The 22,530-nt window shown below is 43.9% G+C and carries 21 protein-coding genes; 14 read left to right on the forward strand and 7 right to left on the reverse strand.

Annotated elements, in window-relative coordinates:
• Positions 1–93: 93 nt before the first annotated feature.
• Together pdxH and QNM18_RS11570 are read left to right on the forward strand one after the other, a co-directional pair.
• Entirely contained in the window at positions 94–735 is a 642-nt protein-coding gene (pdxH, locus tag QNM18_RS11565; RefSeq protein WP_284137305.1) for a pyridoxamine 5'-phosphate oxidase, read from the forward strand.
• Entirely contained in the window at positions 736–1,500 is a 765-nt protein-coding gene (locus QNM18_RS11570) for a TatD family hydrolase (protein WP_284137306.1), read from the forward strand.
• Between the two features lie 55 nt (positions 1,501–1,555).
• Here QNM18_RS11570 and QNM18_RS11575 read toward each other — a convergent pair whose 3' ends face one another.
• Positions 1,556–2,203 (reverse strand): AhpA/YtjB family protein, encoded by a 648-nt coding sequence (locus QNM18_RS11575; RefSeq protein WP_284137307.1) that lies wholly within the window; start codon positions 2,201–2,203, stop codon positions 1,556–1,558.
• 79 nt (positions 2,204–2,282) lie between these two features.
• Between QNM18_RS11575 and serB the strand changes: the two genes are divergently transcribed.
• From serB to lpdA, 6 genes are all read left to right on the forward strand, one after another.
• Positions 2,283–3,314, forward strand: coding sequence for a phosphoserine phosphatase SerB (gene serB, locus QNM18_RS11580; protein ID WP_211011471.1), 1,032 nt, complete (start codon positions 2,283–2,285; stop codon positions 3,312–3,314).
• Between the two features lie 93 nt (positions 3,315–3,407).
• Positions 3,408–3,551, forward strand: a complete 144-nt coding sequence (locus tag QNM18_RS11585; protein ID WP_211011423.1) for a hypothetical protein — start codon at positions 3,408–3,410, stop codon at positions 3,549–3,551.
• A 438-nt stretch (positions 3,552–3,989) separates the two neighbouring features.
• Positions 3,990–4,739: a pyruvate dehydrogenase complex transcriptional repressor PdhR gene (gene pdhR / locus QNM18_RS11590; RefSeq protein WP_211011422.1), complete on the forward strand. Its 750-nt coding sequence runs from the start codon at positions 3,990–3,992 to the stop codon at positions 4,737–4,739.
• A gap of 102 nt (positions 4,740–4,841) precedes the next feature.
• Positions 4,842–7,508 (forward strand): pyruvate dehydrogenase (acetyl-transferring), homodimeric type, encoded by a 2,667-nt coding sequence (gene aceE / locus QNM18_RS11595; RefSeq protein ID WP_284137308.1) that lies wholly within the window; start codon positions 4,842–4,844, stop codon positions 7,506–7,508.
• A gap of 11 nt (positions 7,509–7,519) precedes the next feature.
• Positions 7,520–9,427, forward strand: coding sequence for a pyruvate dehydrogenase complex dihydrolipoyllysine-residue acetyltransferase (gene aceF, locus QNM18_RS11600; RefSeq protein WP_284137309.1), 1,908 nt, complete (start codon positions 7,520–7,522; stop codon positions 9,425–9,427).
• Between the two features lie 218 nt (positions 9,428–9,645).
• The gene (gene lpdA / locus QNM18_RS11605) at positions 9,646–11,070 is read left to right on the forward strand and encodes a dihydrolipoyl dehydrogenase (RefSeq protein ID WP_023400801.1); all 1,425 of its coding nucleotides are present in this window, start codon (positions 9,646–9,648) and stop codon (positions 11,068–11,070) included.
• A 48-nt stretch (positions 11,071–11,118) separates the two neighbouring features.
• Here the strand turns inward: lpdA and QNM18_RS11610 are convergent, their stop codons facing one another.
• Positions 11,119–11,454, reverse strand: coding sequence for a hypothetical protein (locus tag QNM18_RS11610; RefSeq protein ID WP_284137310.1), 336 nt, complete (start codon positions 11,452–11,454; stop codon positions 11,119–11,121).
• Positions 11,455–11,680: 226 nt separating this feature from the next.
• Here QNM18_RS11610 and QNM18_RS11615 point away from each other — a divergent pair, with 226 nt between their 5' ends.
• Positions 11,681–12,226, forward strand: coding sequence for a hypothetical protein (locus tag QNM18_RS11615; RefSeq protein WP_284137311.1), 546 nt, complete (start codon positions 11,681–11,683; stop codon positions 12,224–12,226).
• Between the two features lie 26 nt (positions 12,227–12,252).
• On the opposite strand, the gene QNM18_RS11620 is transcribed toward QNM18_RS11615, so the two are convergent.
• Positions 12,253–13,359, reverse strand: a complete 1,107-nt coding sequence (locus QNM18_RS11620) for a tRNA nucleotidyltransferase (protein WP_284137312.1) — start codon at positions 13,357–13,359, stop codon at positions 12,253–12,255.
• Positions 13,360–13,531: 172 nt separating this feature from the next.
• Here QNM18_RS11620 and QNM18_RS11625 point away from each other — a divergent pair, with 172 nt between their 5' ends.
• Entirely contained in the window at positions 13,532–14,446 is a 915-nt protein-coding gene (locus tag QNM18_RS11625) for an ExeA family protein (RefSeq protein ID WP_211011415.1), read from the forward strand.
• 9 nt (positions 14,447–14,455) lie between these two features.
• Complete coding sequence (locus QNM18_RS11630; protein WP_284137313.1) at positions 14,456–15,553, forward strand: general secretion pathway protein GspB; 1,098 nt, start codon at positions 14,456–14,458, stop codon at positions 15,551–15,553.
• A 41-nt stretch (positions 15,554–15,594) separates the two neighbouring features.
• Here the strand turns inward: QNM18_RS11630 and QNM18_RS11635 are convergent, their stop codons facing one another.
• A complete protein-coding gene (locus tag QNM18_RS11635; RefSeq protein ID WP_284137314.1) occupies positions 15,595–16,788 on the reverse strand; it encodes an HD-GYP domain-containing protein in 1,194 nt (397 codons plus the stop codon).
• A gap of 177 nt (positions 16,789–16,965) precedes the next feature.
• On the opposite strand from QNM18_RS11635, the gene QNM18_RS11640 reads away from it, so the two are divergent.
• Entirely contained in the window at positions 16,966–18,276 is a 1,311-nt protein-coding gene (locus QNM18_RS11640; RefSeq protein WP_284137315.1) for an amidohydrolase, read from the forward strand.
• Positions 18,277–18,296: 20 nt separating this feature from the next.
• On the opposite strand, the gene rluA is transcribed toward QNM18_RS11640, so the two are convergent.
• Together rluA and QNM18_RS11650 are read right to left on the reverse strand one after the other, a co-directional pair.
• A complete protein-coding gene (rluA, locus tag QNM18_RS11645; RefSeq protein ID WP_284137316.1) occupies positions 18,297–18,950 on the reverse strand; it encodes a bifunctional tRNA pseudouridine(32) synthase/23S rRNA pseudouridine(746) synthase RluA in 654 nt (217 codons plus the stop codon).
• Positions 18,951–19,024: 74 nt separating this feature from the next.
• Positions 19,025–19,900: a DeoR/GlpR family DNA-binding transcription regulator gene (locus QNM18_RS11650; protein ID WP_247687398.1), complete on the reverse strand. Its 876-nt coding sequence runs from the start codon at positions 19,898–19,900 to the stop codon at positions 19,025–19,027.
• A 25-nt stretch (positions 19,901–19,925) separates the two neighbouring features.
• On the opposite strand from QNM18_RS11650, the gene QNM18_RS11655 reads away from it, so the two are divergent.
• Both QNM18_RS11655 and QNM18_RS11660 read left to right on the forward strand, forming a co-directional pair.
• On the forward strand, positions 19,926–20,579 hold the full coding sequence (locus tag QNM18_RS11655; protein WP_284137317.1) for an HAD-IA family hydrolase: 654 nt from the start codon (positions 19,926–19,928) through the stop codon (positions 20,577–20,579).
• Complete coding sequence (locus QNM18_RS11660; protein ID WP_284137318.1) at positions 20,573–20,860, forward strand: hypothetical protein; 288 nt, start codon at positions 20,573–20,575, stop codon at positions 20,858–20,860. The genes QNM18_RS11655 and QNM18_RS11660 overlap by 7 nt, the downstream gene beginning before the upstream one ends.
• A 33-nt stretch (positions 20,861–20,893) precedes the next feature.
• Here QNM18_RS11660 and QNM18_RS11665 read toward each other — a convergent pair whose 3' ends face one another.
• Positions 20,894–22,384, reverse strand: a complete 1,491-nt coding sequence (locus QNM18_RS11665) for a hypothetical protein (RefSeq protein WP_284137319.1) — start codon at positions 22,382–22,384, stop codon at positions 20,894–20,896.
• Positions 22,385–22,530: the final 146 nt, after the last annotated feature.

The raw sequence follows: 22,530 nt of genomic DNA on the forward strand, positions 1-22,530 counted from the left end.
TATTGGTTAATGTTGTAAAAGCCGCCACTTTAGGCGGCTTTTTGTTTATTGATGAGAGTAAACACCGTTTTAATATGCTAAGGAATCGCCAAGATGAAATTAGATGAAATCCGCAGAGAGTATGTGCAGGATGGGCTGCGTCGAGAAGCGCTGAAAGACAATCCGATTGAACAATTTGAAATTTGGCTACAGCAAGCCGTTGATGCAAAGTTTACAGCGGATCCAACCGCCATGGTTGTGGCAACAGTGGATGCGCAAGGTCAGCCATCACAGCGTATTGTATTGTTGAAAAACCTTGATCAAAATGGTTTTGTATTTTTTACCAATACGGGCTCAAAAAAAGCACAAGATCTAGCTATCAATAACAAGATATCTCTGCACTTTCCATGGCATGCAATTGAGCGACAAGTGATTGTATACGGTGAGGCTCAACCTTTAAGTACAGCCGCTGTGGCGAAATACTTTTTGTCTCGTCCTAAAGAGAGTCAGCTGGCGGCATGGGCATCTCAACAATCCCGTCCAGTTTCGTCTCGACAAGCTTTGATGCAAACATTCCAAAATATGAAAAGTAAGTTTGCTAAAGGTGATATTCCATTGCCTGACTTTTGGGGCGGGTATAGTGTTGTGCCTCATAAAATAGAGTTCTGGCAAGGTGGAGAGCATCGACTTCACGACCGTTTTATGTACGTAAAGCAACCAGATGGCAGCTGGTCGATTGAACGCCTGAATCCTTAAATGCGATTTATCGATAGCCATTGCCACTTAGACTTTGCAGAATTTGCTGACAACGTAAACCAGCAAATTTCAGACGCTGCGTCTTATGGCATCGAAAAGCTGATTGTGCCAGGTGTTTCACTGGCACAGTGCAAGCGTTTAACGAATTTTCAACAAACGCACTCGTGTAGTTATATTGCATTTGGTCTGCACCCTTATTTCTTGACACCAGATAGTCGTCAAGAAATGACGCAGTTGGTTGATTTGGCAATACGATATAGACAGGAATTGGTGGCCATTGGCGAATGCGGCATTGATAGCCAATGTGCAGATCTCGCCCTACAGCAGGCAATTTTTGCTGATCATATCCGGCTGGCTAATACTTTAGAGTTGCCGCTGATTGTGCACCACCGCCAAAGTCATCATCTAATTGCGCAGTCGTTCAAGCAAATAAAACCTAAGTTTGGTGGTGTGATCCATGCCTTTTCGGGTTCTCGGCAACAAGCTCAATATTACGTCAACTTAGGGTTTAAACTTGGTTTGGGTGGTACTATTACCTACCCGCGGGCCCAAAAAACCCGAGATGTGGTGAGCGCGTTGCCACTCTCAAGTTTTGTAATTGAAACTGATGCGCCATCGATGCCAGTTTTTGGCCATCAGGGGCAGGTTAATACACCTGCGAGATTGATGGATGTTTTTACACATGTATGTCAATTACGTAGTGAACCGAAAGAAGTCATTGCGTTGTCACTTTACACGTCGACATGTGAGCTTTTTTCAATTTGATATTAGCTTTAATCGCAAGCCAAATATGGGCAAACGTACACTAGCAGACATGACGTTATGATTGGTTGTTTTCTTCATTTTCAATCAGACTGTCTTCTTGTGCGCTTTTTTTTATTTGTTTTTTGACATCACGGCGCGTTAACGCACGGCCTATTTGCCAGGTAAATACACCAACAATAAGTAGCATTAAAAGTACGATTCGGCCCAATTGATGGAAGTGTTTATGGCTTTCACTCATGGCAGCATCAGTAAGATATTCAATGCTGACAAAGCCGATGGTTTGTTGGCTATCTACAATCTTTCCAACTATGGCATCTTTACTCGGATTGATACCAGCTAACCCGTCAGGTAAACCTTGAAATTCGGGTGCCTCGGTTATGCCGTCGTTGCCTATTAGAAATTGACCCTTTTGGTTATAGACGGCAACAGAGAGCACGTACTGATCGCTGGCCAAGTGGTTGCTTAGGGCTCTGAGTCTTGGCGTGTCCATACGTGACAGTGGTTCAGCGGCATTGAGTGCAAATAGCCGGACCAAGCTTTGCCCTGTGTGATTGGCATTGGTGTGCAGTAGCTGGTGAGAGCGAAAACTGGTGTTGGTCGCTATCCATAGCAGCGCGAGCAAGCAGCCTGCTGCTATAGTGAGTCTCAGTAAACGTTTACTTTGTGAAGATTTTAAAAAAGCATGTGCTTGTGTATTTTTCATAGTTACAGGTTGTTGGCTGACATTATTTTCATTAGATGTTAAAAAGAGCCTATACCGTTATTAGGAGTGCTCAATGCCAATGCAAAATATCATTGATGTCGACCAATTCGATGTCCGCCCTGTTGAAAATCAACTTACCTTATCAAAGTGGTACGAGTTTGGAAATGCCCAATCTGCTAAAGTGGGCGTATCGACAGAGGCCAAGTCTCAATACATCGTTTTATTTGGCGCTAGTGTCAAGGGCACCTCATTGACGCAATTTATCGAGATGCTTTCATCCGAGCACTTAACGTTTATTGGCCTGTGTGCTTTTAAAGCTCATGATGATCTGCCAGTAGGTGTGGCGATAGAAGTTCATTTACAACAAGTTGATGCGTTGCCCAAAGCGATTGTCCGGCAAGCAGCTCAGACAGTGGGATGTCAAGGAGCAATATTGCCTCGTTTACCTCAACTACTAAAACCAGGCCTATTGGTGATGGATATGGACTCTACCGCGATTGAAATAGAGTGCATAGATGAAATAGCCCGTCTTGCAGATGTATACGACGAGGTGGCGTCGGTAACCGCAGAAGCAATGGCAGGTAAATTGGCATTTAGTGACAGTTTGTATAAACGCGTAGCGAAATTAAAGGGTATTGAACTGAGCTTGATTTCTCCACTCAAAGAAGATCTGCCTTTGATGGCGGGGATTAAAGCTCTATGTGAAATACTAAAGTCGCACGATTGGCGATTGGCAATTGCTTCTGGCGGATTTACTTGGTTTGCAGAGGCATTGCAGGTTCGATTGGGGTTAGATCATGTATTTGCTAATACTCTGGAAATTGAAGAGCAAAAGTTAACTGGTCGAGTTATTGGCGAAGTAGTAGATGCAGATAAAAAGGCGCAAGTACTAGAGAGTTTGCGCAGCCGTTACGATATTAGTGCGGGACAAACCTTAGCCATTGGTGATGGTGCTAATGATTTGGTAATGATGGCGGCGGCTGATTTAGGGGTGGCTGTACACGGTAAACCCAAGGTTGTGGAGCGAGCAGATGCAGCCATTTGCGATGGTTCTTTACTACAATTACTGTACTTTCTAACAGTGCCTATGCCAGATGGAATTAAATCATAATGTACACACTGAATAGGGTTTGGTATTGATAGATTGGTAGCGACTCATATACTTGGATTGAAAAAATAACAACAAAACAAAAGGAAAGTAACGATGAAAATAAAACTTATCAAAAAAAATCTCAAAACACTTAATGATGACAAGGTAATTGCATCACGCAAAACCAAGGCCGTTGGTGGTGGAATCAGTGACTTCGTTTGCAGCGGTATCGAAGCATGCGACGTGGCAATTAAGTAATTTAGTTTTTTAAGCTGGAAGCTGTGCGTTTATTCATCAAGTAGACGTGGCTTCCAGCGCATTTACTCATTCTAACTCACCACTCTCTTACTGCTTTATCCACTCTTTATTTTTCAAGCTCCCTTTTATTCACCTTTTACTGCTATGACACTCTGGTCTGACCATTTTTATTTTTCTTTGCAATCAATTTTAATTGTATAAAGTTTAATCTGAATGGATGTCAAAAAAAGGACATTAAAAGTGATGAAAAGGTGTATTTTTGACAGCCGAGCTTGATTTTGGTAACTTAATGTCCAAATTTGGTATGACCAATTTACCTGACTGGTCACAATATACTAAATAATTAAGTAAATATTGCTAAGTTTTAAAGACTTACGGTTTATCGTAGGGGCTTTATTTTTAGCTGGTGGATATAAAACCCAAATTGGCGTGTTATCAATGTCTTTGAAAATTAAAGCTGCGAAACTCTCGGATGTGATTTTAGAGCAACTGGAAAACATGATTTTAGAAGGATCATTACTTCCAGGAGAAAAGCTTCCACCGGAAAGAGAGCTTGCCAAGCAGTTTGAAGTATCCCGCCCGTCGTTACGAGAGGCGATTCAAAAACTCGAAGCCAAAGGGTTAGTGACACGTCGTCAAGGCGGTGGCACGTACGTTAAAAATCAGCTAGAAGAAGGCTTAACTGATCCGCTTTTTGACTTGATCAGTAAACACCCTGAGTCTCAGTTTGACTTACTCGAATTCCGTCATGCCCTCGAAGGGATTGCCGCGTATTACGCAGCACTTCGAGGTACAGACAACGATATGGATAAGGTCAAACAAAGCTATGACAATATTGCTGAGGTAGGGGATGATTTAGCCCTAAAAGCCAAAGCAATCAATGCATTTCATTTCACTGTAGCAGAAGCGTCACATAATGTGGTGTTACTGCACTTAGTGCGTGGGATGCAGTCGTTACTTGAACAAAATGTATTGCAAAACTTAACCGTATTGGTGCAAAAGTCAGACGTTAGCGATCAGCTAGCGCAGCACCGTGCGGTATTGATGGATGCTGTGATCCAAGGGGATCCGGAAAAGGCAAGGCTTGCAAGTAACGCACACCTAGCCTTCATCGAAGAAGCATTACTTGAAGCGGGCAGAGAGCGCTCTCGTATTGAGCGAAGTCTGCGCCGTACTAAACAGCAATAGTTAGGTAAATTCGGTCTTTTTAAGCAAAATCGGGCAATTATGCTCGATTGCGTCATTGGCGCATTGAATAAATTTGCATTTAAAACATAAGGAACACTCCATATGTCTGAAGTCAATAAGTTTGACGTTGACGCGTTAGAAACCCAAGAGTGGTTACAAGCGCTTGAGTCAGTTGTAAAAGAAGAAGGCGTAGAACGTGCGCAATTCTTACTTGAGCAAGTGCTAGAGCAAGCCCGCCTAGATGGTGTAGATATGCCAACTGGTATCACTACAAACTATGTGAATACTATTCCGGCAGGCCAAGAACCAGCTTACCCTGGTGATACCACGATTGAACGCCGTATCCGCTCTATCGTACGTTGGAATGCGATCATGATCGTACTTCGTGCGTCTAAAAAAGACCTAGAGTTAGGCGGCCACATGGCGTCTTACCAGTCTTCAGCAGCATTTTATGAAATGTGTTTCAACCACTTCTTCCGTGCGCCAAACGAGAAAGATGGTGGTGATTTAGTTTATTACCAAGGTCATATTTCACCAGGTATCTACGCACGTGCATTCTTAGAAGGTCGTTTAACTGAAGAGCAGTTAGACAACTTCCGTCAAGAAGTAGATGGAAAAGGTATCTCGTCATACCCTCACCCTAAATTGATGCCTGAGTTCTGGCAGTTCCCAACAGTATCTATGGGTCTTGGTCCAATTGCATCAATCTATCAAGCACGTTTCCTTAAATACCTAGAAGGTCGTGGTCTTAAAGAGACTAACGAGCAGCGCGTATATGCGTTCCTAGGTGATGGTGAGATGGATGAGCCAGAATCACGTGGTGCAATTTCTTTCGCTGCGCGTGAAAAGCTAGACAACCTATGCTACCTAATCAACTGTAACCTACAGCGTCTTGACGGCCCAGTAATGGGTAACGGTAAGATCATTCAAGAACTTGAAGGCCTATTTAAAGGTGCTGGTTGGAACGTGATCAAAGTTGTTTGGGGTTCTGGTTGGGATACGTTACTTGCAAAAGACACAACTGGTAAACTACTTCAGTTGATGAACGAAACAATCGACGGTGACTACCAGACATACAAAGCGAAAGATGGCGCGTATGTACGTGAGCACTTCTTTGGTCGTTACCCAGAGACAGCTGCACTAGTTGCTGATATGACGGATGATGAAATCTTCGCACTTAAGCGTGGTGGTCATGATACATCTAAACTATACGCAGCTTATAAAGCGGCGCAAGATGAAAAAGGTCGTCCAACGGTAATCCTAGCTAAGACTGTTAAAGGTTACGGCATGGGTGAAGCTGCTGAAGGTAAGAATATTGCACACCAAGTTAAGAAAATGGATATGTCTAGCGTTGAGCACCTACGCTCACGTCTAGGTCTTGAAGATCTTGTTTCTGACGAAGAAATTGCAAACTTACCGTACCTAACGCTTAAAGAAGGTTCTGCAGAGTACGAATACCTGCACGCACGTCGTAAAGCGCTACACGGTTACACGCCACAGCGTTTACCTAACTTCACACAAGCACTTGAACTACCAAAACTAGAGCAGTTTAAGCCGCTACTTGAAGAGCAAAAGCGTGATATCTCAACGACAATGGGTTACGTACGTGCATTAAACATCTTGTTGAAAGACAAAGGTGTTGGCAAAAATATCGTACCTATCATTGCGGATGAAGCGCGTACTTTCGGTATGGAAGGTCTATTCCGTCAGATTGGTATTTATAACCCACACGGTCAGAACTACACACCTCAAGACCGCGACATCGTTTCTTACTACAAAGAAGCAACGTCTGGTCAGGTACTTCAAGAAGGTATCAACGAGCTAGGTGCAATGTCTTCATGGGTTGCTGCTGCAACATCATACAGCACCAATGACCTACCGATGATCCCATTCTACATCTACTACTCTATGTTCGGTTTCCAACGTGTTGGCGACATGGCATGGATGGCGGGTGACCAACAAGCGCGTGGTTTCCTATTAGGTGCTACAGCAGGTCGTACAACGCTAAACGGTGAAGGTCTACAGCACGAAGATGGTCATTCGCACATTCAAGCGGGTACTATCCCTAACTGTATTTCTTACGACCCAACGTTCGTATTTGAAGTTGCGGTTATTCTACAAGACGGTATCCGTCGCATGTACGGTCCAGAGCAAGAAAATGTGTTCTACTACCTGACGCTGATGAACGAAAATTATCACCAGCCAGCAATGCCGGAAGGCGCTGAAGAAGGTATCCGTAAAGGTATCTACAAGCTTGAGTCAAACGCAGGTGAGAAAGCACACGTACAACTTATGGGTTCAGGCACAATCTTGAACGAAGTACGTAAAGCGGGTGCAATCCTAAGTGAAGAGTACGGCATTGGTTCAGATGTATTCTCTGTGACGTCATTCAACGAGCTAGCTCGCGACGGTCAAGATGCTGAACGTTTCAACATGCTTAACCCAGAAGCCGATGCAAAAGTACCTTACATCTCATCTGTACTAGGTGAGTCTCCAGCAATTGCTGCGACTGACTATATGAAGAACTATGCAGATCAAGTACGTGCATTCATGCCAAGCAGCTCATATAAAGTGCTAGGTACTGACGGTTACGGTCGTTCAGACAGCCGTGAAAACCTACGTCGTCACTTCGAAGTGAACGCAGGTTATGTGGTTGTTGCTGCACTTAACGAACTTGCTCAACAGGGCAAGGTTGAAAAATCAGTTGTTGCTGACGCTATCAAGAAATTTGATATCGACACAACAAAAGCTAACCCACTTTACGCATAAGAGGCAAAAACATGTCAATTGAAATTCATGTTCCAGATATTGGTGCCGATGAGGTTGAAGTAACCGAGCTCCTAGTAAGCGTAGGTGACACGGTTGAAGTGGATCAATCATTGATCACAGTTGAAGGCGATAAAGCTTCAATGGAAGTACCAGCAGCAGCTGCTGGTACGGTAAAAGAAATCAAAGTTGTTGAAGGTGATAAAGTTTCAACAGGTTCTTTGATTATGATTTTTGACGCAGCGGGTGCAGAAGCACCAGCTGCGGCAAAAGCGCCTGCGGCCCCTACTGCAGCGCCTGCACCTGCGGCGCCAGCTGCGGCAGAGCTTAAAGAAGTACACGTACCAGATATCGGTGGCGACGAAGTAGAAGTTACTGAGATCATGGTTGCAGTGGGCGACGCAGTTGAAGCTGACCAATCAATCTTAAACGTAGAAGGCGATAAGGCTTCTATGGAAGTACCAGCACCATTTGCAGGTACTGTGAAAGAAATCAAAGTGGAAGTTGGCGGTAAAGTATCAACAGGCTCTTTGGTATTCGTATTTGAAGTTGCAGGCAGTGCGCCAGCAGCTGCACCTGTTGAAGCAGCGCCGGCGCCGACAGCGGCACCAGTTGCGGTAGCAGAAGCGAAAGAAGTACACGTACCAGATATCGGTGGTGACGAAGTTGAAGTCACTGAAATCATGGTATCAGTAGGTGATTCAATCGAAGAAGAGCAGTCTCTTATTACTGTAGAAGGCGACAAGGCCTCTATGGAAGTACCAGCGCCATTTGCAGGGACTGTAAAAGAGATCAAAGTAAACGCTGGCGATAAAGTATCGACAGGCTCTTTAATCTTTGTATTTGAAACGGCAGGCAGTGCACCTGCGGCAGCAGCACCTGTTGCAGCGCCAGCTCCAACAACTGCACCTGCGGCGGCTCCAGCTGCCAAGCCAGCTCCGGCAGCAGCGCCTGCATCAGCACAAAAAGATGAGTTTGTAGCAAACGATCAGTATGCACATGCATCACCAGTTGTTCGCCGTCTTGCACGCGAGTTTGGTGTAAACCTAGCGCGTGTTAAAGCGACCGGCCGTAAGAACCGAGTTGTTAAAGAAGACGTTCAAAACTACGTGAAAGAGCTAGTTAAGCAAGTTGAATCTGGTCAGCTGTCAAAAGGTGGCAACACAGGTGGTGGCGAGCTTGGTCTTATTCCTTGGCCGAAAGTAGACTTCAGCAAGTTTGGTGAAGTTGAAGAGAAGAAACTATCTCGTATTCAAAAGATCTCTGGTGCAAACCTACACCGTAACTGGGTACAAATCCCGCACGTTACACAGTTTGACGAAGCAGACATTACTACGCTAGAAGCGTTCCGTAAGGAGCAAAATGTTCTAGCTGAGAAGAAGAAGATGGGCGTGAAGATCACACCACTGGTCTTCGTGATGAAAGCGGCGGCAAAAGCACTTGAAGAGTTCCCAACGTTTAATTCTTCACTATCAGAAGATGGTGAGAGCCTAATTCTGAAGAAATACGTGAACATCGGTGTGGCGGTTGATACGCCAAACGGTTTGGTTGTTCCTGTATTCAAAGACGTGAACAAAAAAGGCATCATTGAACTTTCCCGTGAACTGATGGAAGTCTCTAAGAAAGCACGTGACGGCAAGCTAACTGCGGCTGACATGCAAGGCGGTTGTTTCACAATCTCAAGCCTTGGTGGCATCGGTGGTACATCATTCACGCCAATCGTGAATGCACCAGAAGTGGCTATCTTAGGTGTATCTAAGTCTGAGATGAAGCCGAAATGGAATGGTAAAGAATTTGAGCCGCGCTTAATGGTGCCGCTAAGCTGTTCATACGACCACCGTGTAATTGACGGTGCGCTTGCAGCACGCTTTACTGTGACACTTGCAAACTACCTGAGCGATATTCGTCAGCTAGTGATGTAAGATGATACAAAACCGCCCAACCTAAGTTGTGCGGTTTTGTTGTATTTTTAGTGTCCTGTCTGATAATTGGACGGGACATTAGTGAGTGCGAATGATACACTTTCGCGCACAAAAAACTCTCTCTGTTGGTTTTGTCCTAATTTGGCGACTGGCAGGCAAATTGGGTGCGGATACTCAGTTGAGTAGAGTCCCGTTCGAATAATAGTTAAGGTAATAACATGAGCAACGAAATCAAAACTCAAGTTGTTGTACTAGGCGGTGGTCCTGGTGGTTACTCTGCAGCATTCCGTGCAGCAGACCTAGGTTTAGATGTTACATTGATTGAATCTCGCGATACCCTAGGTGGTGTTTGCTTGAACGTAGGTTGTATTCCTTCAAAAGCACTTCTTCACGTCGCTAAGGTTATCGACGATGCAGCTGAAATGGCTTCTCACGGTGTAACTTTCGGTGCTCCACAAATCGATTTAGACAAAATCCGTACTTGGAAAGAGTCTGTAATCGGTCAACTTACTGGCGGCCTAGCTGGTATGTCTAAAATGCGTAAAGTTAACGTAGTTAACGGTTACGGTAAATTCACAGGCTCTAACACCATCGCTGTTGAAGGCGCTGACGGCACTAAGACAGTGACGTTTGATAACGCTATCATTGCAGCAGGTTCACAACCAGTAAGCCTTCCGTTCATCCCACAAGATGAGCGTATCATTGATTCAACTGGTGCACTTGAGCTTAAAGACGTTCCAGGCAAACTACTTGTACTAGGTGGTGGTATCATCGGTCTTGAGATGGGTACTGTTTACCGTGCACTAGGTTCAGACATCGACGTTGTTGAATTTGCTGATCAGCTAGTACCTGCTGCTGACAAAGACATCATCAAGGTTTACCAGAAGTACGTTAAGAACAAGTTCAACGTAATGCTTTCTACGAAAGTAGTTGCGGTTGAAGCGAAAGAAGACGGTATCTACGTTTCATTCGAAGGTAAGCAAGCACCTGAAGGCCAAGTACGTTACGACAAAGTATTGGTTGCTGTTGGTCGTACACCAAACGGTAAGCTACTTGATGCTGACAAAGCTGGCGTTGCAGTTGATGAGCGCGGCTTCATCAACACAGACAAGCAAATGAAGACAAACGTTGACCACATCTTCGCGATTGGTGATATCGTTGGTCAGCCTATGCTTGCACACAAAGCGGTACACGAAGCACACGTTGCTGCAGAAGTTATCTCTGGTAAGAAGCACTACTTCGATCCTAAGTGTATCCCTTCAATCGCTTACACAGATCCAGAAATTGCATGGGTTGGTGTAACTGAGAAAGAAGCGAAAGAGCAAGGTCTTAAGATCGAAACTGCGGTATTCCCGTGGGCAGCATCTGGCCGTGCAATCGCTTCAGCACGTACTGAAGGTCAAACTAAGCTTATCTTTGATAAAGAGTCAGGCCGTGTTATCGGTGGTGCAATGGTTGGTATCAACGCAGGCGAAATGCTTGGTGAGATCGGCCTAGCGGTAGAAATGGGTGCTGACGCAGAAGACGTGGCACTTACTATCCACGCTCACCCAACACTGAACGAGTCAATCGGTCTAGCTGCTGAAATCTTTGAAGGTTCAATCACTGACCTTCCAAACAAAAAAGCAGTTAAGAAGAAGTAATTTACACTTCTTTTTGAATTGAAAAAACCCGGCGATTGCCGGGTTTTTTTATATGAAACTGTTGTACCATCGCTTTGAGTTAATGTCGTTATGCTTACATGTATTCTTCGGTTGGCTTCGCTCAATGTGTTTAAATACTGAATAGGTGGTCACAGTAACGTTAGATTGCAGCGAATAACCTTGATACTCTTCTAGTATGGCTAAAAAGCTTTTTAGCTCACCAGTATCATTCCCTCTACTTTGTTCAAAAGCGATTTCATCTTCAATATGTGCTATAACGCCCCTACTTCCTGAGCCTTGGATCTCGCCACTAACCAGCTTAAATGTGTCGCCAAGGGAGTCTGAACAGCAGATTATTGCCTCTTGTTGCCTGTATAAGTGCATTGAGCTCATTCAATCGATATTGTTCATGACTGTTGTGAGGCGTTGTATGCAGCGAGTCCATTGATATACAAAGAGGTTGTTATGCTTTGCTTTTGAAATGAAGAATAAAAGAGAGTTGGTTTACTTTGATTTACTTTTCATGGAATTTTGGCCTGATTACCTCTTTAAGTATTGTGACTTTTAAATATAATGACCGACCAATTTATTCCCAATATGACAACAAACAATGAAAAAAGTACTACCTGTATTCTTTGGTTTAACTCTGGCAGCATGTGGTGGAGGCAGTGATGATAAGAGCACGCCGACTGCGCAAGAACAGCAAACAAGTGTTAATGATACAACAACGGCTGTAGAGCCTGCTAAATCAGAGTTTGCACCGATAGTTGGTGTTTATGACGCAAGTTATGAAGGCGATAAAGCGGTTGCAGTAATTGACAGTCAGGGTAAATATCATATGTTTGATCACCTAAATGATAACAAAGGTGGCAATAAAGATTGTTATGCACCAGCAACACAAGAGCTGCCTAACTATGCATTTAATGGATTAAGCTTCAAATATGACGAGAACCTACGTCATTTCCAATTACAAAATGCAACACCGTCACTCGCGTATGAAATAAATGACAACAATGAATTGGAATATATCATTAGCGACAATTTGACGGTTGGTGGCGGTGCTTTGTCAATCAAATCCAACAATCAGCATATTGTGATCCGCAAAGATAAATTAGCTGTTTCTGTTGAGGATGTATTAGGCAAAAAATGTGCTTAATTTTATAGGGGGGCAATAGCCCCTTTTTAAAACGTCAATATGGCCGCAATCCGATTCAACTTTAATTTATCCATTTCTTTTTTTATTTCTGGCCCCTTGGCACCCAAAGCGATGACTTCTTGTGCTTTGACATTACTTGCAGCCTTAAACGCCTTGTTGAGTTCAACGGCCCTAGCTGAGCAGTTCTCATCAATAACCCGTGCAGTGCTGATAAATACACTTAAGCGTTCAGGACGACGCCATGCATCTAGTTGATTTAAAATGGTCATGACCGTGTCTGCTTGCCAATCGTCTGATTTCAGTAATGGTAAATTCGCTTGTAAGTCACGCAAGCTGTCAGCATAGGATTTTGGGATCTTATGATCTTGTTCGAGATTGTATTCACTCAGATCTGCTTGATATTGCCAAAGGCTAAATGCAGATCTCAAATAAGTGTCATTACTTGGATCTAAGCGTTCAAGCTGATCCGATAATGTGTTCGCGGTGCTTTGATCCCATTTAGTTTGCCAAGGTGTGATAAATGGCAGCGCATTCAGATCCTCGAGGACATTGGTAAATATGTGGATAGCGCCATCTTTAAGAGACTTTTCTATTTCCATCCATACGCGCTCTTGAGTGAGGGTATTAAGCTCACCAGCACGTACCATTTTACTCATCAATTGTATGGTTTCATCGGCAATGGTAAAGCCTAAATAGTGATAACGTGCTGCGAATCGTGCAACACGTAAAACCCTGAGTGGATCTTCGCTGAAGGCATCGCTGACATGACGCAGGATCTTATTGTCGAGATCGACTTTGCCATGATAGGGATCGATCAGATTACCTTGATCATCTTGTGCTATGGCGTTCACGGTGAGATCGCGGCGGATCAGATCGTCTTCTAATGTAATGGTCGGTGCAAAGTCACAAATAAAACCTGTATAGCCCTGACCTTGTTTTCGCTCTGTGCGTGCCAAGGCGTGTTCATCTTTACTATCTGGGTGTAAAAATACAGGAAAATCTTTGCCAACTTGTTGGTAGCCAAGTTTTAGCATATCCCGGATTGTTGCACCTACTACGACGTAGTCTCGCTCTAATATAGGTCTGCCGAGCAATCTATCTCTGACGGCACCACCGACCAAATACACCTTCATAGTCTTCCTAATACTTCATTAATTCATTCTTTACTATGGCACTATCACCTTGAGTTTAAAATGTTTGTTCCTAAATTTGTAAAAAATTCAGGGACGATTAAGCAAACAATGTTTTAACTTAAAGTGATTTTTTGCCATTATAGGCAGCATTCTAACAATAAAGAGACAGATCGTGTATTTACGCTATTTTGGTTTAACGGAGAAACCGTTTTCAATTGCGCCGAATCCTGAGTTTCTATTTTTAAGTGATCGCCACAAAGAAGCGCTGGCACATTTAACTTATGGGCTTGGCGATGCCGGTGGCTTTGTATTATTAACAGGGGAGGTGGGCACTGGAAAAACCACGGTGACCCGCAGCATGTTAGCGCAATTACCAGAGTCCACTCAGGTCGCGTTTGTCTTAAATCCAGCATTGTCAGAAATGGAATTGTTAGCGAGTATCTGTGACGAGTTACATATAGAGTATGATGCTAAAGATGCAACACTTAAATCGTTGACTGACGTGATTAAAAAAAGGCTATTGGAGAATCATGAGCAAGGTGGGCACACCATGCTGATCATTGATGAAGCGCAGCACCTTGCAGCAGAAGTGTTAGAGCAACTTCGTTTACTCACCAACTTGGAAACAGATCATAAGAAATTACTCCAAATAGTGCTTGTCGGGCAGCCAGAGCTGCAGCAATTGTTGCAGCGCAATGAGTTACGCCAACTGGCACAGCGTATCACCGCACGGTATCACTTATTGCCCCTGACTGAATCGCAAGTATTTTCTTATATCAAACACAGACTGAATAAAGCCGGGTGTCAAAACCATTTATTTAGTAATGAATCGATTGCTTATATCCACCAAGTTACAGCGGGGATCCCAAGGCTTATTAACTTACTGGCAGATCGCTGTCTACTAGGTGCGTATTCTGCTCAGCAGCAAGAGATCAGCAAGGAAATTGCACAGCAGGCCGCAAAAGAAGCCTTGCCACTGAATTTGATTCCAGAACAACAAACCAAAAAACTCAATGTACCTGTATTAATTTCAGGTTGGGTAGCCGCGATGTTTGCATGCGGTTTTGGTCTTTCATATTTATTTTAATGGTGTGTCATGTCTTATCTTGTTAATGCATTAAAACAATCACAACAACAGTCAAAATCTGAGCAAGACTATGTACAAGCACGTCAATCAGCACAGGTGGCTTTTTATAAACGTTTGAGTCTCGGCCTTGGTGGTGGACTAATTAGTGTCTGTGCATTGAGTGCTGGTTACTTTTTAGGGCAATCAGTACAAGCGCCTGAAGAAGCACTGCAAGCCGAGGTTACAAAAGTGGTAGAAGATGACAAATCTCCCGCCACTGAGCAACCTGCAACCACAAAAGCGGCGGAAAATGTCGAAAAAACGGAAGCGACCCCTGATGCTAAGGTCGCCTTAGCAGCTACACCAGCTGTTGTGCCTGCTATGCCAGTGGCCAGTCAAGTGCAGCAACCTGTGCTTATGCAACGGCCTGTAGTTCAAGGTATGGTGAATAACCAGATAAATTATCAATGGATGTCGGTACAGGTTGGTTTTGATGCCAGTGGGAGAGCTGTGTATTCACAGCAGTTGGTGCCAGTAAATAGCCAAGGGCAAATTATTAACGTACCAGTACAAAGCCAAGTACCGCAAGTACAACGATACGCAACGGCAGGTCAATTTTCGCAGCCTAATATGGCTTACCCACAGCAGTCTATGGTGGCGGCAAATAACGGCCAAATGTACAATCCGAACATGGCTCAGCAGTACACCAATAACCCACAAGCCAACCAATTTAATGGCACCCAAAACGTTCAAGAAGACGAGTTATCAGGTGTATCAGATGAACTAAAGCAGGCGTTTGCGGCGGCCGTAGAAGAAACACGACCCGCATTTACTGTGAATTCTGGTGAAGAGGAAGATGTGGTGTCCAGTAGTAAAGATACAGCACATGCTACGCCTGTTGAGCTGTTACCACCAAAATTACAAAACAGCATTCCTTCTTTGCGTTATCAAGCTCATATCTATGCGACCGAGCCAGAGAAGCGCTGGATAAAATTAAACAATCGAGAGTTGTACGAAGGAGATAACCTCGGGGCATTAACCATTGTAGAGATCACGCCAGAGCAAGCTCTATTTGATTTTGATGGAATTGAATTTACGTTAAATGCAATGCAGGACTGGATCCCATAATTCAGTCACTGTGCGACCACCTTAGCGGCGCGAGTCGGTCGCTAAGGTAACATCGAATGACGAAAAAACTTAATTAAATCGAGTCCAAATTCTTCAGGCTTTACAGCAGCTTCTAACTCATCATCAACTCGCTTATCGCTCAAATCTATATCTCTCACTTCAACATGGAACATGTTTTTCGCGTTATAAAAGACTTTAACTACAGGTTGTAAAGGCGAATCAGGGTTGCTGGCAGCAACAATGCCAACTCGGTGGCTTTTGAGTTTGACTAGAGTGCCGACTGGGTACATGCCAATACAATGAATAAATTGATTGAGTAAGTGCTCATCAAACTCATGTGGACAGCCATCTTTGAGCTTTTTAAACGCTTGTATCGGCGTCATACCTACTTTGTAGACTCTATCTGCGGTGAGTGCATCGTAAACATCGACTATTGAGATCATGCGAACATATTGAGATAACTCCTCTCCTTTTTTTGCATAAGGGTAGCCTGTGCCATCTAATCGTTCATGATGAAAGCCTGCAATTTCTGAGGCAATGTCACCAAGCCCACTGTCTTTAACAATATCGTGGCTAAATTTGGCATGTTCGCGCATAATCGCGAATTCGTTTTCACTGAGTTTGTCTGGCTTTTGTAGTATTTCGTCAGGGATTTTGATTTTACCAATATCATGGAGCAGCGCACCAGTTGACAGCTCTTCAATGAGCGTACGCTCGAAGCCAAGGTGTTTCGCAAAGATACTCATTAAAATGGAGACGTTTAGGGAATGCTCCAGTAGATAGCCATCTTTTTCACGGATCCGCGCAATACATGCCAATGCGTCTTGGTTTCTAAATACTGAATCAATAAATCCTGAAGCCGTTTCTTTAAAGTCCGCAACATCGATTTTGCGTCCTTCTTTGATGTCTAAAAAGGTTTTCTCTTGGAGTTGTTTAGCCTGTTCATACATCTGAACTGCATGACCAAGTTCAGCTTCAACAGGCACAGACTTATGCCACGGATCCTGTTTGGGTGCTTCGGCGATCTCTTTGACTGTTTCGGTTTCAGGTTGAGATTGATCTAATGTTTTATCGGGATCTATTTCAACTTCCAATACACCAGAGTTGATCAGGTTATTGATCCCTTTTTCATTTCTGACCCAACCCTGATTTTTTACGCGAACATGTCCGGCTTGTCTGATCACGCCAACAACAAACATACCCGGTTGTAAATCTTTGATATTTATTGTTTTCACTGTATAAAAATCCCCCTGTAGAGAATTTAAGCTTAGCAAATGGATGTAAAAATGAAAGGGAGAAAAGTGTTCAGATCTTAATATGATAACGGCAAGTGATCGGTCATAAAGTGGTTGCATTTACCCGCATTTGTTTGCAAGCTGGTACGACTTTTTCAACTTAATAATAATAACCTTATGAAAACATTGCTCACATCAGTGGCGTTATTGTGTTGCGCCAATCAGGTTATCGCCAGTGATTTAGAATCGGCAGTGAGTCTATCACTGCCAAAATTAGAACAACTTTATCTCCACCTTCACCAAAACCCCGAATTATCGTTGCAAGAGAAAAACACCGGAGCACGTTTGGCACAGGAACTCAGGCAGCTCGGTTTTGATGTAACGGATCGCGTTGGTGGATATGGTGTGGTTGGCCTATTCAAAAACGGGCTTGGGCCGACCGTAATGATCCGTGCAGACACTGATGGCTTGCCAATCATAGAGCAAACAGGCAAGTCATATGCTTCAAAAGTCAGAGTGCAAGATGCGAACAATAATACGGTAGGCGTGATGCATGGGTGTGGTCATGATATTCATATGACCAGTTTTATTGGTGCCGCAGAGCAGTTGATAAAGAATAAACACCAGTGGAAGGGCACCTTGATGATGGTCGCTCAGCCAGCAGAAGAAGTTGGCGCAGGTGCCAAGGCAATGTTAAAAGAAGGGCTATTTAGCAAGTTTGCCAAACCAGATCATGTGTTGGGTCTGCATGTCAGCGCATCACTACCTGCTGGTAAAGTGGCTATCTCTCCAGGTTATGCGCTTGCCAATGTCGACTCAGTGGATATTACTGTAAAAGGGCAAGGTGGCCACGGGGCCTACCCGCACACGACAATAGATCCTGTGGTACTCGCCTCTCGTATTGTACTTGGGATCCAGACAATCACAAGCCGAGAGATCTCGCCGCTGAAACCGTCGGTGATCACCGTGGGATCCATACATGGCGGATCTAAGCACAATATTATTTCTAATGAAGTAAAGCTGCAACTAACCTTACGATCTTACGACAGAGAAGTGAGAGATCAGCAAATAGCCGCATTAAAGCGGTTAACTCAAGGAGTGGCCATCAGTGCTGGATTACCCGCTGATAAAGCACCTGTAGTATATGTTCATGAATCGGAAAGCATTCCATCCACGTACAATGATCCTGAGCTTGCTAATGCTGTGACTGCAAGTATCAAAAATGAGTTAGGCGAAGAGAATGTTGTCAAGGCTGATCCTGTTATGGCGGGTGAAGACTTTGGTTTGTTTGGGCGCACAGTTGAGAATGTGCCAATCACTATCTTCTGGCTAGGTGGTGTAAATCCGCAGGATTATGCAGCGGCACAAAAAAATGGCACCGTATTACCGTCACTACATTCGAGCAAATTTGCACCAGACTACCCGCTGGCTTTACAAACGGGCGTGCGTGCAATGACTGCCAGTGCGTTAGATCTCTTTAATCAATAAATACAAATGCGGATCGGATCCTAAAATGGATCCGGCGCATTAAATTGCATCATCTCGCCGCTGACCGGATGGCAGATCTCAAGCATTTGCGCATGTAGTTGTAGCCTAGTTGCCGCTGTCAGGGCGTCTCCTTGGGCGTATAGTCTATCTCCTAAAATCACATGTCCTAAAGATTGCATATGCACGCGTAACTGATGGGAGCGCCCTGTGATAGGCGTTAGAGAAACGCGCGTTGCTTGTGGCTCATATTCGAGTACTTCAAAGTGCGTCAGTGAGGGTTTGCCTGATTCATGGCAGACCATTTGTTTTGGGCGGTTGGGCCAGTCACAGGTTAAGGGCAAATCGACAGAGCCTTGCTTGGACTCTAATTTACCAAATACACGCGCCACATAACGTTTTTTAGTGAGTCTGTCTTGAAACTGGATACTTAAAAAACGATGCGCCTCTTTGTGCATTGCTAAACACAGTACACCTGAGGTTGCCATATCCAAACGATGCACAATTTTTGCGTTTGGAAAAACTCGATTGACGCGGTTAATCGCGCTGTCTGCATGTTTTGGATCTTTGCCGGGAACGGTTAACAAGCCGCTTGGTTTATTGATCACCAACATATGTTCATCTTGATATAAAATTTCAAGGTAGGGATCGGTAGGCGGGTTGTAATTTAAAAGCACAGCAAAATTCCAAAAAAGATCAAAACAGGCATATTCTAACTGCCTACACTCGAAAGGCCAAGTAAGGAGCTAGCTTAACTACTTGGCACGATGGTTAGCTCTATACCAAGCGCTTGAATACTGGTTTGGACATCTGGGCGCACACCTGCATCGGTAATAACATGGTGGATCTTCTGTGCAGGCACGATTTGAAAAGTCATGGTTTTATCCAGTTTATCATGAGGGCCCATGAGTACAGTGCGATCGGCTTGCTCGATGGTTGCTCTAAGTACTTCAGCCTCTTCCAAATAACTCACGCAGAAACCGTGCTTTACATGAAATGCGCAGATCCCCATGAAGACTAAATCAAAACGGATTTGCTTGATCATCTCGATGGCTGAATTTCCAACTGTACGCATTGCCGGTTTGAACATTCTGCCACCAATTTGTATTACGTGTACCTGGGGGTGCTGCATGAGATCTTGAACAATTAAAGGGCAGCCTGTGACGACGGTTAAAGGTAAATTGGCGGGTAAATTTTGCGCCAAGTAACGACAGGTTTCTCCTGAGTCAATCACAATAGTTTGGCCCGCTTCAAGCATGTCGAGTGCGGGTTTTAAGAAACGCTTTTTTGATGGATCTGGCGTACTTAATCTATCGAAGTAGTCGGGCGTGTCCTCTTGTAAAACTAAGGCGCCGCCGTGAACGCGGCGTAACAGCTTGAGTTCTCCTAACTTGTTAAGATCGCGCCTGATCGTGTCTTCACTGACAGCCAGTGTTTTTGCCAGCTCTACCGAGGTGATCCTGCCATGTAGGGTGAGTTGGTCTAAGATCAATTGATGCCGTTCTGCGAGTAGCATTTTGCATGTTCCTGCGTTTTTTTGCCGAATTTTACTTGATCTAATTGGGATCGCAAGCGTATTATTTGCTTGTTGATGCATGTTTTTACGCTTTTTTTGTTTGTTTTGCATGTTTTTGCACTTTTAAGGAGAAGGTATGGAGTTGTTTTGTGACTTATCTAACTATCAAGGGATTATCTTTGATATGGATGGAACGTTAGTTGATTCTGATAAAGCCATCGCGAAAGCCATTGCACCTTGGTGTCAGATTCATCATCTGGACTTAGAAACTGTGCTCAAAGACGGTCGCGGTGTGCGGTTTGAAGATTATATCCGCCAGCATTTACCTCACTTGGATATTCATCAAGAAACCAAAAATTTAGAAGGCGCAGAGGCCACATTTGCCACATATGTATGCGAAATTGCAGGAGCTACGAGGTTTATCGCCCATCTGCACGAACGCCAAATACCTTGGGTATTGGCAACGTCAGCGGATCGGGAGAATGCGCTTCAACGTATGCAACATTGTGGATTGCCTAGGCCGGCATATTTAGTGGGCGCTGAAGATGTGCAAAATGGTAAACCTGATCCAGAGCCGTTTATTAGCGCTGCTAAAAAATTGGGATTATCTTGTCGGGATTGCGTGGTGTTTGAAGACTCGGATGCTGGTGTGCAAGGGGCATTAGCCGCCGGGTGTGACGTGGTGGTGGTAGGGCGATTCTGCCAGTTGGATCATCCCAATATTGTGGCGAGAGTGATAGATTATCGCAGTTGGAATATCGAGTTGTCACAGGGGAAGCAAGCATGTTGAAGACTGTTTGGCACCATTTATTGACCAGTAATGAGCGCTATTGGGATTTCGCTGGGATATTATTTGGTGGGATAGGTGCATTTGCTTTACTTGGACAGTTGCTCAGTGAAATAAATCGTCACGGTGAAAGTACATTATCGATGACATTTTTATTTGGGTATGTTGTCGTGTTTATGTTTTGGTTACTTTATGGAGTTCGCTTTAAGCGTCCTGCCATCGTCTTAACTAATTCAGCTTGTCTAGCATTGCAATCAATGATAGTCATTGTGGTCATTGGATAGAAAAGTGGGGACAAATGATGTCCCCATATGATTTTAGTTTGTTGCTGGGTAGGGGCCAGCATCATGAGTAAATTTAAATACAGCCTGTCGACCTGTCGCACAGCTTTCACCTGGCTGATATTGGCAGACAGAGAGACCATCTCGGGCAAACTTGGTTATTTCAAAAATGCTCTCTTGTTGGTTAATCAGCGTATGCAGGTTGCCATCAATGAAAGAGAAGGTACCAGTGCCCGCAGGCGATTTAACTCGGTTTACAACCTCTCCACTCTCGCTTGGAAATCGACTGAATACGTAAGCTTCTTTTTGCGCTTCATATTCCAAGGTCATTGGGGTGTTTGAGAAGATGTTTCTAGAAAAGTCTTGTATGCCAAACTCTTCATCATACTCGATTTTTAATATCCATTTACCTTGCATCTTCAGAGGACCTTGAGGATAAAACTCAGAGCTAAAATGATGTGCAACGTAAAGTGTATTGCCTTTTTTAGCGAGTAATTCATAGAAGAATTCACAACTAACATAGCAGCTATTATCAGGGCAATTTAATACTACACCTTGCTCTGGGTGTTCTAGTTTTTCTCTGACAAGCTGACCAAGATGGTTGAGCTCCCATTTAGACGCGGTATTGGCGACACCAGCAACCGCAATTTGATCAGGGTAGTAGTCATGAAAACGTCCAGAAGTCTTGCGCCATTGGCCAACGATTTGCTCGTAAGTGAGTGCGACATCCTGCTTTTCGATCATGTAGCCACTGATCCACTTGGCTTTTTTTGACTCTTTATTGACGTGTTTTGCGACAAAACGCAGCCCGATGTCGTCAATATATTCAAATACGCGTAGCACAATTTTCATGGGCTTATCGTTGCGCTGATAATTAAGAATGAGCTTTTTGCCTTTCTGCTTCCATGTTAGGTCACTCTGTGTGTTGTCCCAATGTTGTACGATCCCCGTGCCTTTTTCGTGAAAAGTGACCGAAGCTGAGCTACTGGCTTTAAACCAAGGAGTGTCAGCATGTGTTACTTCATCAATATTTGCGATTTCCCAAGTTTTATTTACCAGTTGTGATTGCCACCTTTTCAGTTGGCGTTGTTTTACTAACACTGCTTCACCTGAGATCGTATAGGTATCAACGACCTCTTGTGATTCTTTGTGCCAAACTTGCAAGTGTTGTGTGTAGGGGCTTTGTTGTTGTGTTTTTGAATTGAAGCTTAACCCCGTCAACTGGTGAATATAGGTCTCATTCTCAGACAATTGTATTTCGAATTGACTTTGCGGCTGAGCGAGCTGCGCCATGATTTGTTGCTGAGGTTGCCACTGCCATTGGGCGGATACTTTAAAGTCTCCAGATACAATGACTTGATTGTTAGGTTTGAAGCTTAATTTATAGGTTTGATCTGTGCCGCTACTATCAATTATAAAATAGTTTCCAATGGGCGAAGTGTTCTTGGCTGCATATGTTTGCATAGATGCTGTGGCCAGCATGAGAAGGCTGAGCATAAAAAGTGAGGTTATTATTCTTATCTTCATAGTCATTTCCTTGATTGTATAAATCTTGACCAAGTTATCAAGCTTTTAACCAATACACAATAACTATATGTTTTATATGAATTTAATAATAAATAATGAGGTTTATGGCTGGTGAAAGAATAAATAGGCAGTAAAGCGGGACTTTA

Source organism: Pseudoalteromonas obscura, from assembly GCF_030135505.1.
Classification (GTDB): Bacteria; Pseudomonadota; Gammaproteobacteria; order Enterobacterales; family Alteromonadaceae; genus Pseudoalteromonas; species Pseudoalteromonas obscura.

What these genes read in the sequence shown, in the direction of transcription:
- pdxH (WP_284137305.1), top strand. Translation starts at nt 94, where the DNA reads ATGAAATTAGATGAAATCCGCAGAGAGTATGTGCAGGATGGGCTGCGT.
- QNM18_RS11570 (WP_284137306.1), top strand. Translation starts at nt 736, where the DNA reads ATGCGATTTATCGATAGCCATTGCCACTTAGACTTTGCAGAATTTGCT.
- QNM18_RS11575 (WP_284137307.1), bottom strand. Translation starts at nt 2,203, where the DNA reads ATGAAAAATACACAAGCACATGCTTTTTTAAAATCTTCACAAAGTAAA.
- serB (WP_211011471.1), top strand. Translation starts at nt 2,283, where the DNA reads ATGCAAAATATCATTGATGTCGACCAATTCGATGTCCGCCCTGTTGAA.
- QNM18_RS11585 (WP_211011423.1), top strand. Translation starts at nt 3,408, where the DNA reads ATGAAAATAAAACTTATCAAAAAAAATCTCAAAACACTTAATGATGAC.
- pdhR (WP_211011422.1), top strand. Translation starts at nt 3,990, where the DNA reads ATGTCTTTGAAAATTAAAGCTGCGAAACTCTCGGATGTGATTTTAGAG.
- aceE (WP_284137308.1), top strand. Translation starts at nt 4,842, where the DNA reads ATGTCTGAAGTCAATAAGTTTGACGTTGACGCGTTAGAAACCCAAGAG.
- aceF (WP_284137309.1), top strand. Translation starts at nt 7,520, where the DNA reads ATGTCAATTGAAATTCATGTTCCAGATATTGGTGCCGATGAGGTTGAA.
- lpdA (WP_023400801.1), top strand. Translation starts at nt 9,646, where the DNA reads ATGAGCAACGAAATCAAAACTCAAGTTGTTGTACTAGGCGGTGGTCCT.
- QNM18_RS11610 (WP_284137310.1), bottom strand. Translation starts at nt 11,454, where the DNA reads ATGCACTTATACAGGCAACAAGAGGCAATAATCTGCTGTTCAGACTCC.
- QNM18_RS11615 (WP_284137311.1), top strand. Translation starts at nt 11,681, where the DNA reads ATGAAAAAAGTACTACCTGTATTCTTTGGTTTAACTCTGGCAGCATGT.
- QNM18_RS11620 (WP_284137312.1), bottom strand. Translation starts at nt 13,359, where the DNA reads ATGAAGGTGTATTTGGTCGGTGGTGCCGTCAGAGATAGATTGCTCGGC.
- QNM18_RS11630 (WP_284137313.1), top strand. Translation starts at nt 14,456, where the DNA reads ATGTCTTATCTTGTTAATGCATTAAAACAATCACAACAACAGTCAAAA.
- QNM18_RS11640 (WP_284137315.1), top strand. Translation starts at nt 16,966, where the DNA reads ATGAAAACATTGCTCACATCAGTGGCGTTATTGTGTTGCGCCAATCAG.
- QNM18_RS11650 (WP_247687398.1), bottom strand. Translation starts at nt 19,900, where the DNA reads ATGCAAAACAAACAAAAAAAGCGTAAAAACATGCATCAACAAGCAAAT.
- QNM18_RS11655 (WP_284137317.1), top strand. Translation starts at nt 19,926, where the DNA reads ATGGAGTTGTTTTGTGACTTATCTAACTATCAAGGGATTATCTTTGAT.
- QNM18_RS11660 (WP_284137318.1), top strand. Translation starts at nt 20,573, where the DNA reads ATGTTGAAGACTGTTTGGCACCATTTATTGACCAGTAATGAGCGCTAT.
- QNM18_RS11665 (WP_284137319.1), bottom strand. Translation starts at nt 22,384, where the DNA reads ATGAAGATAAGAATAATAACCTCACTTTTTATGCTCAGCCTTCTCATG.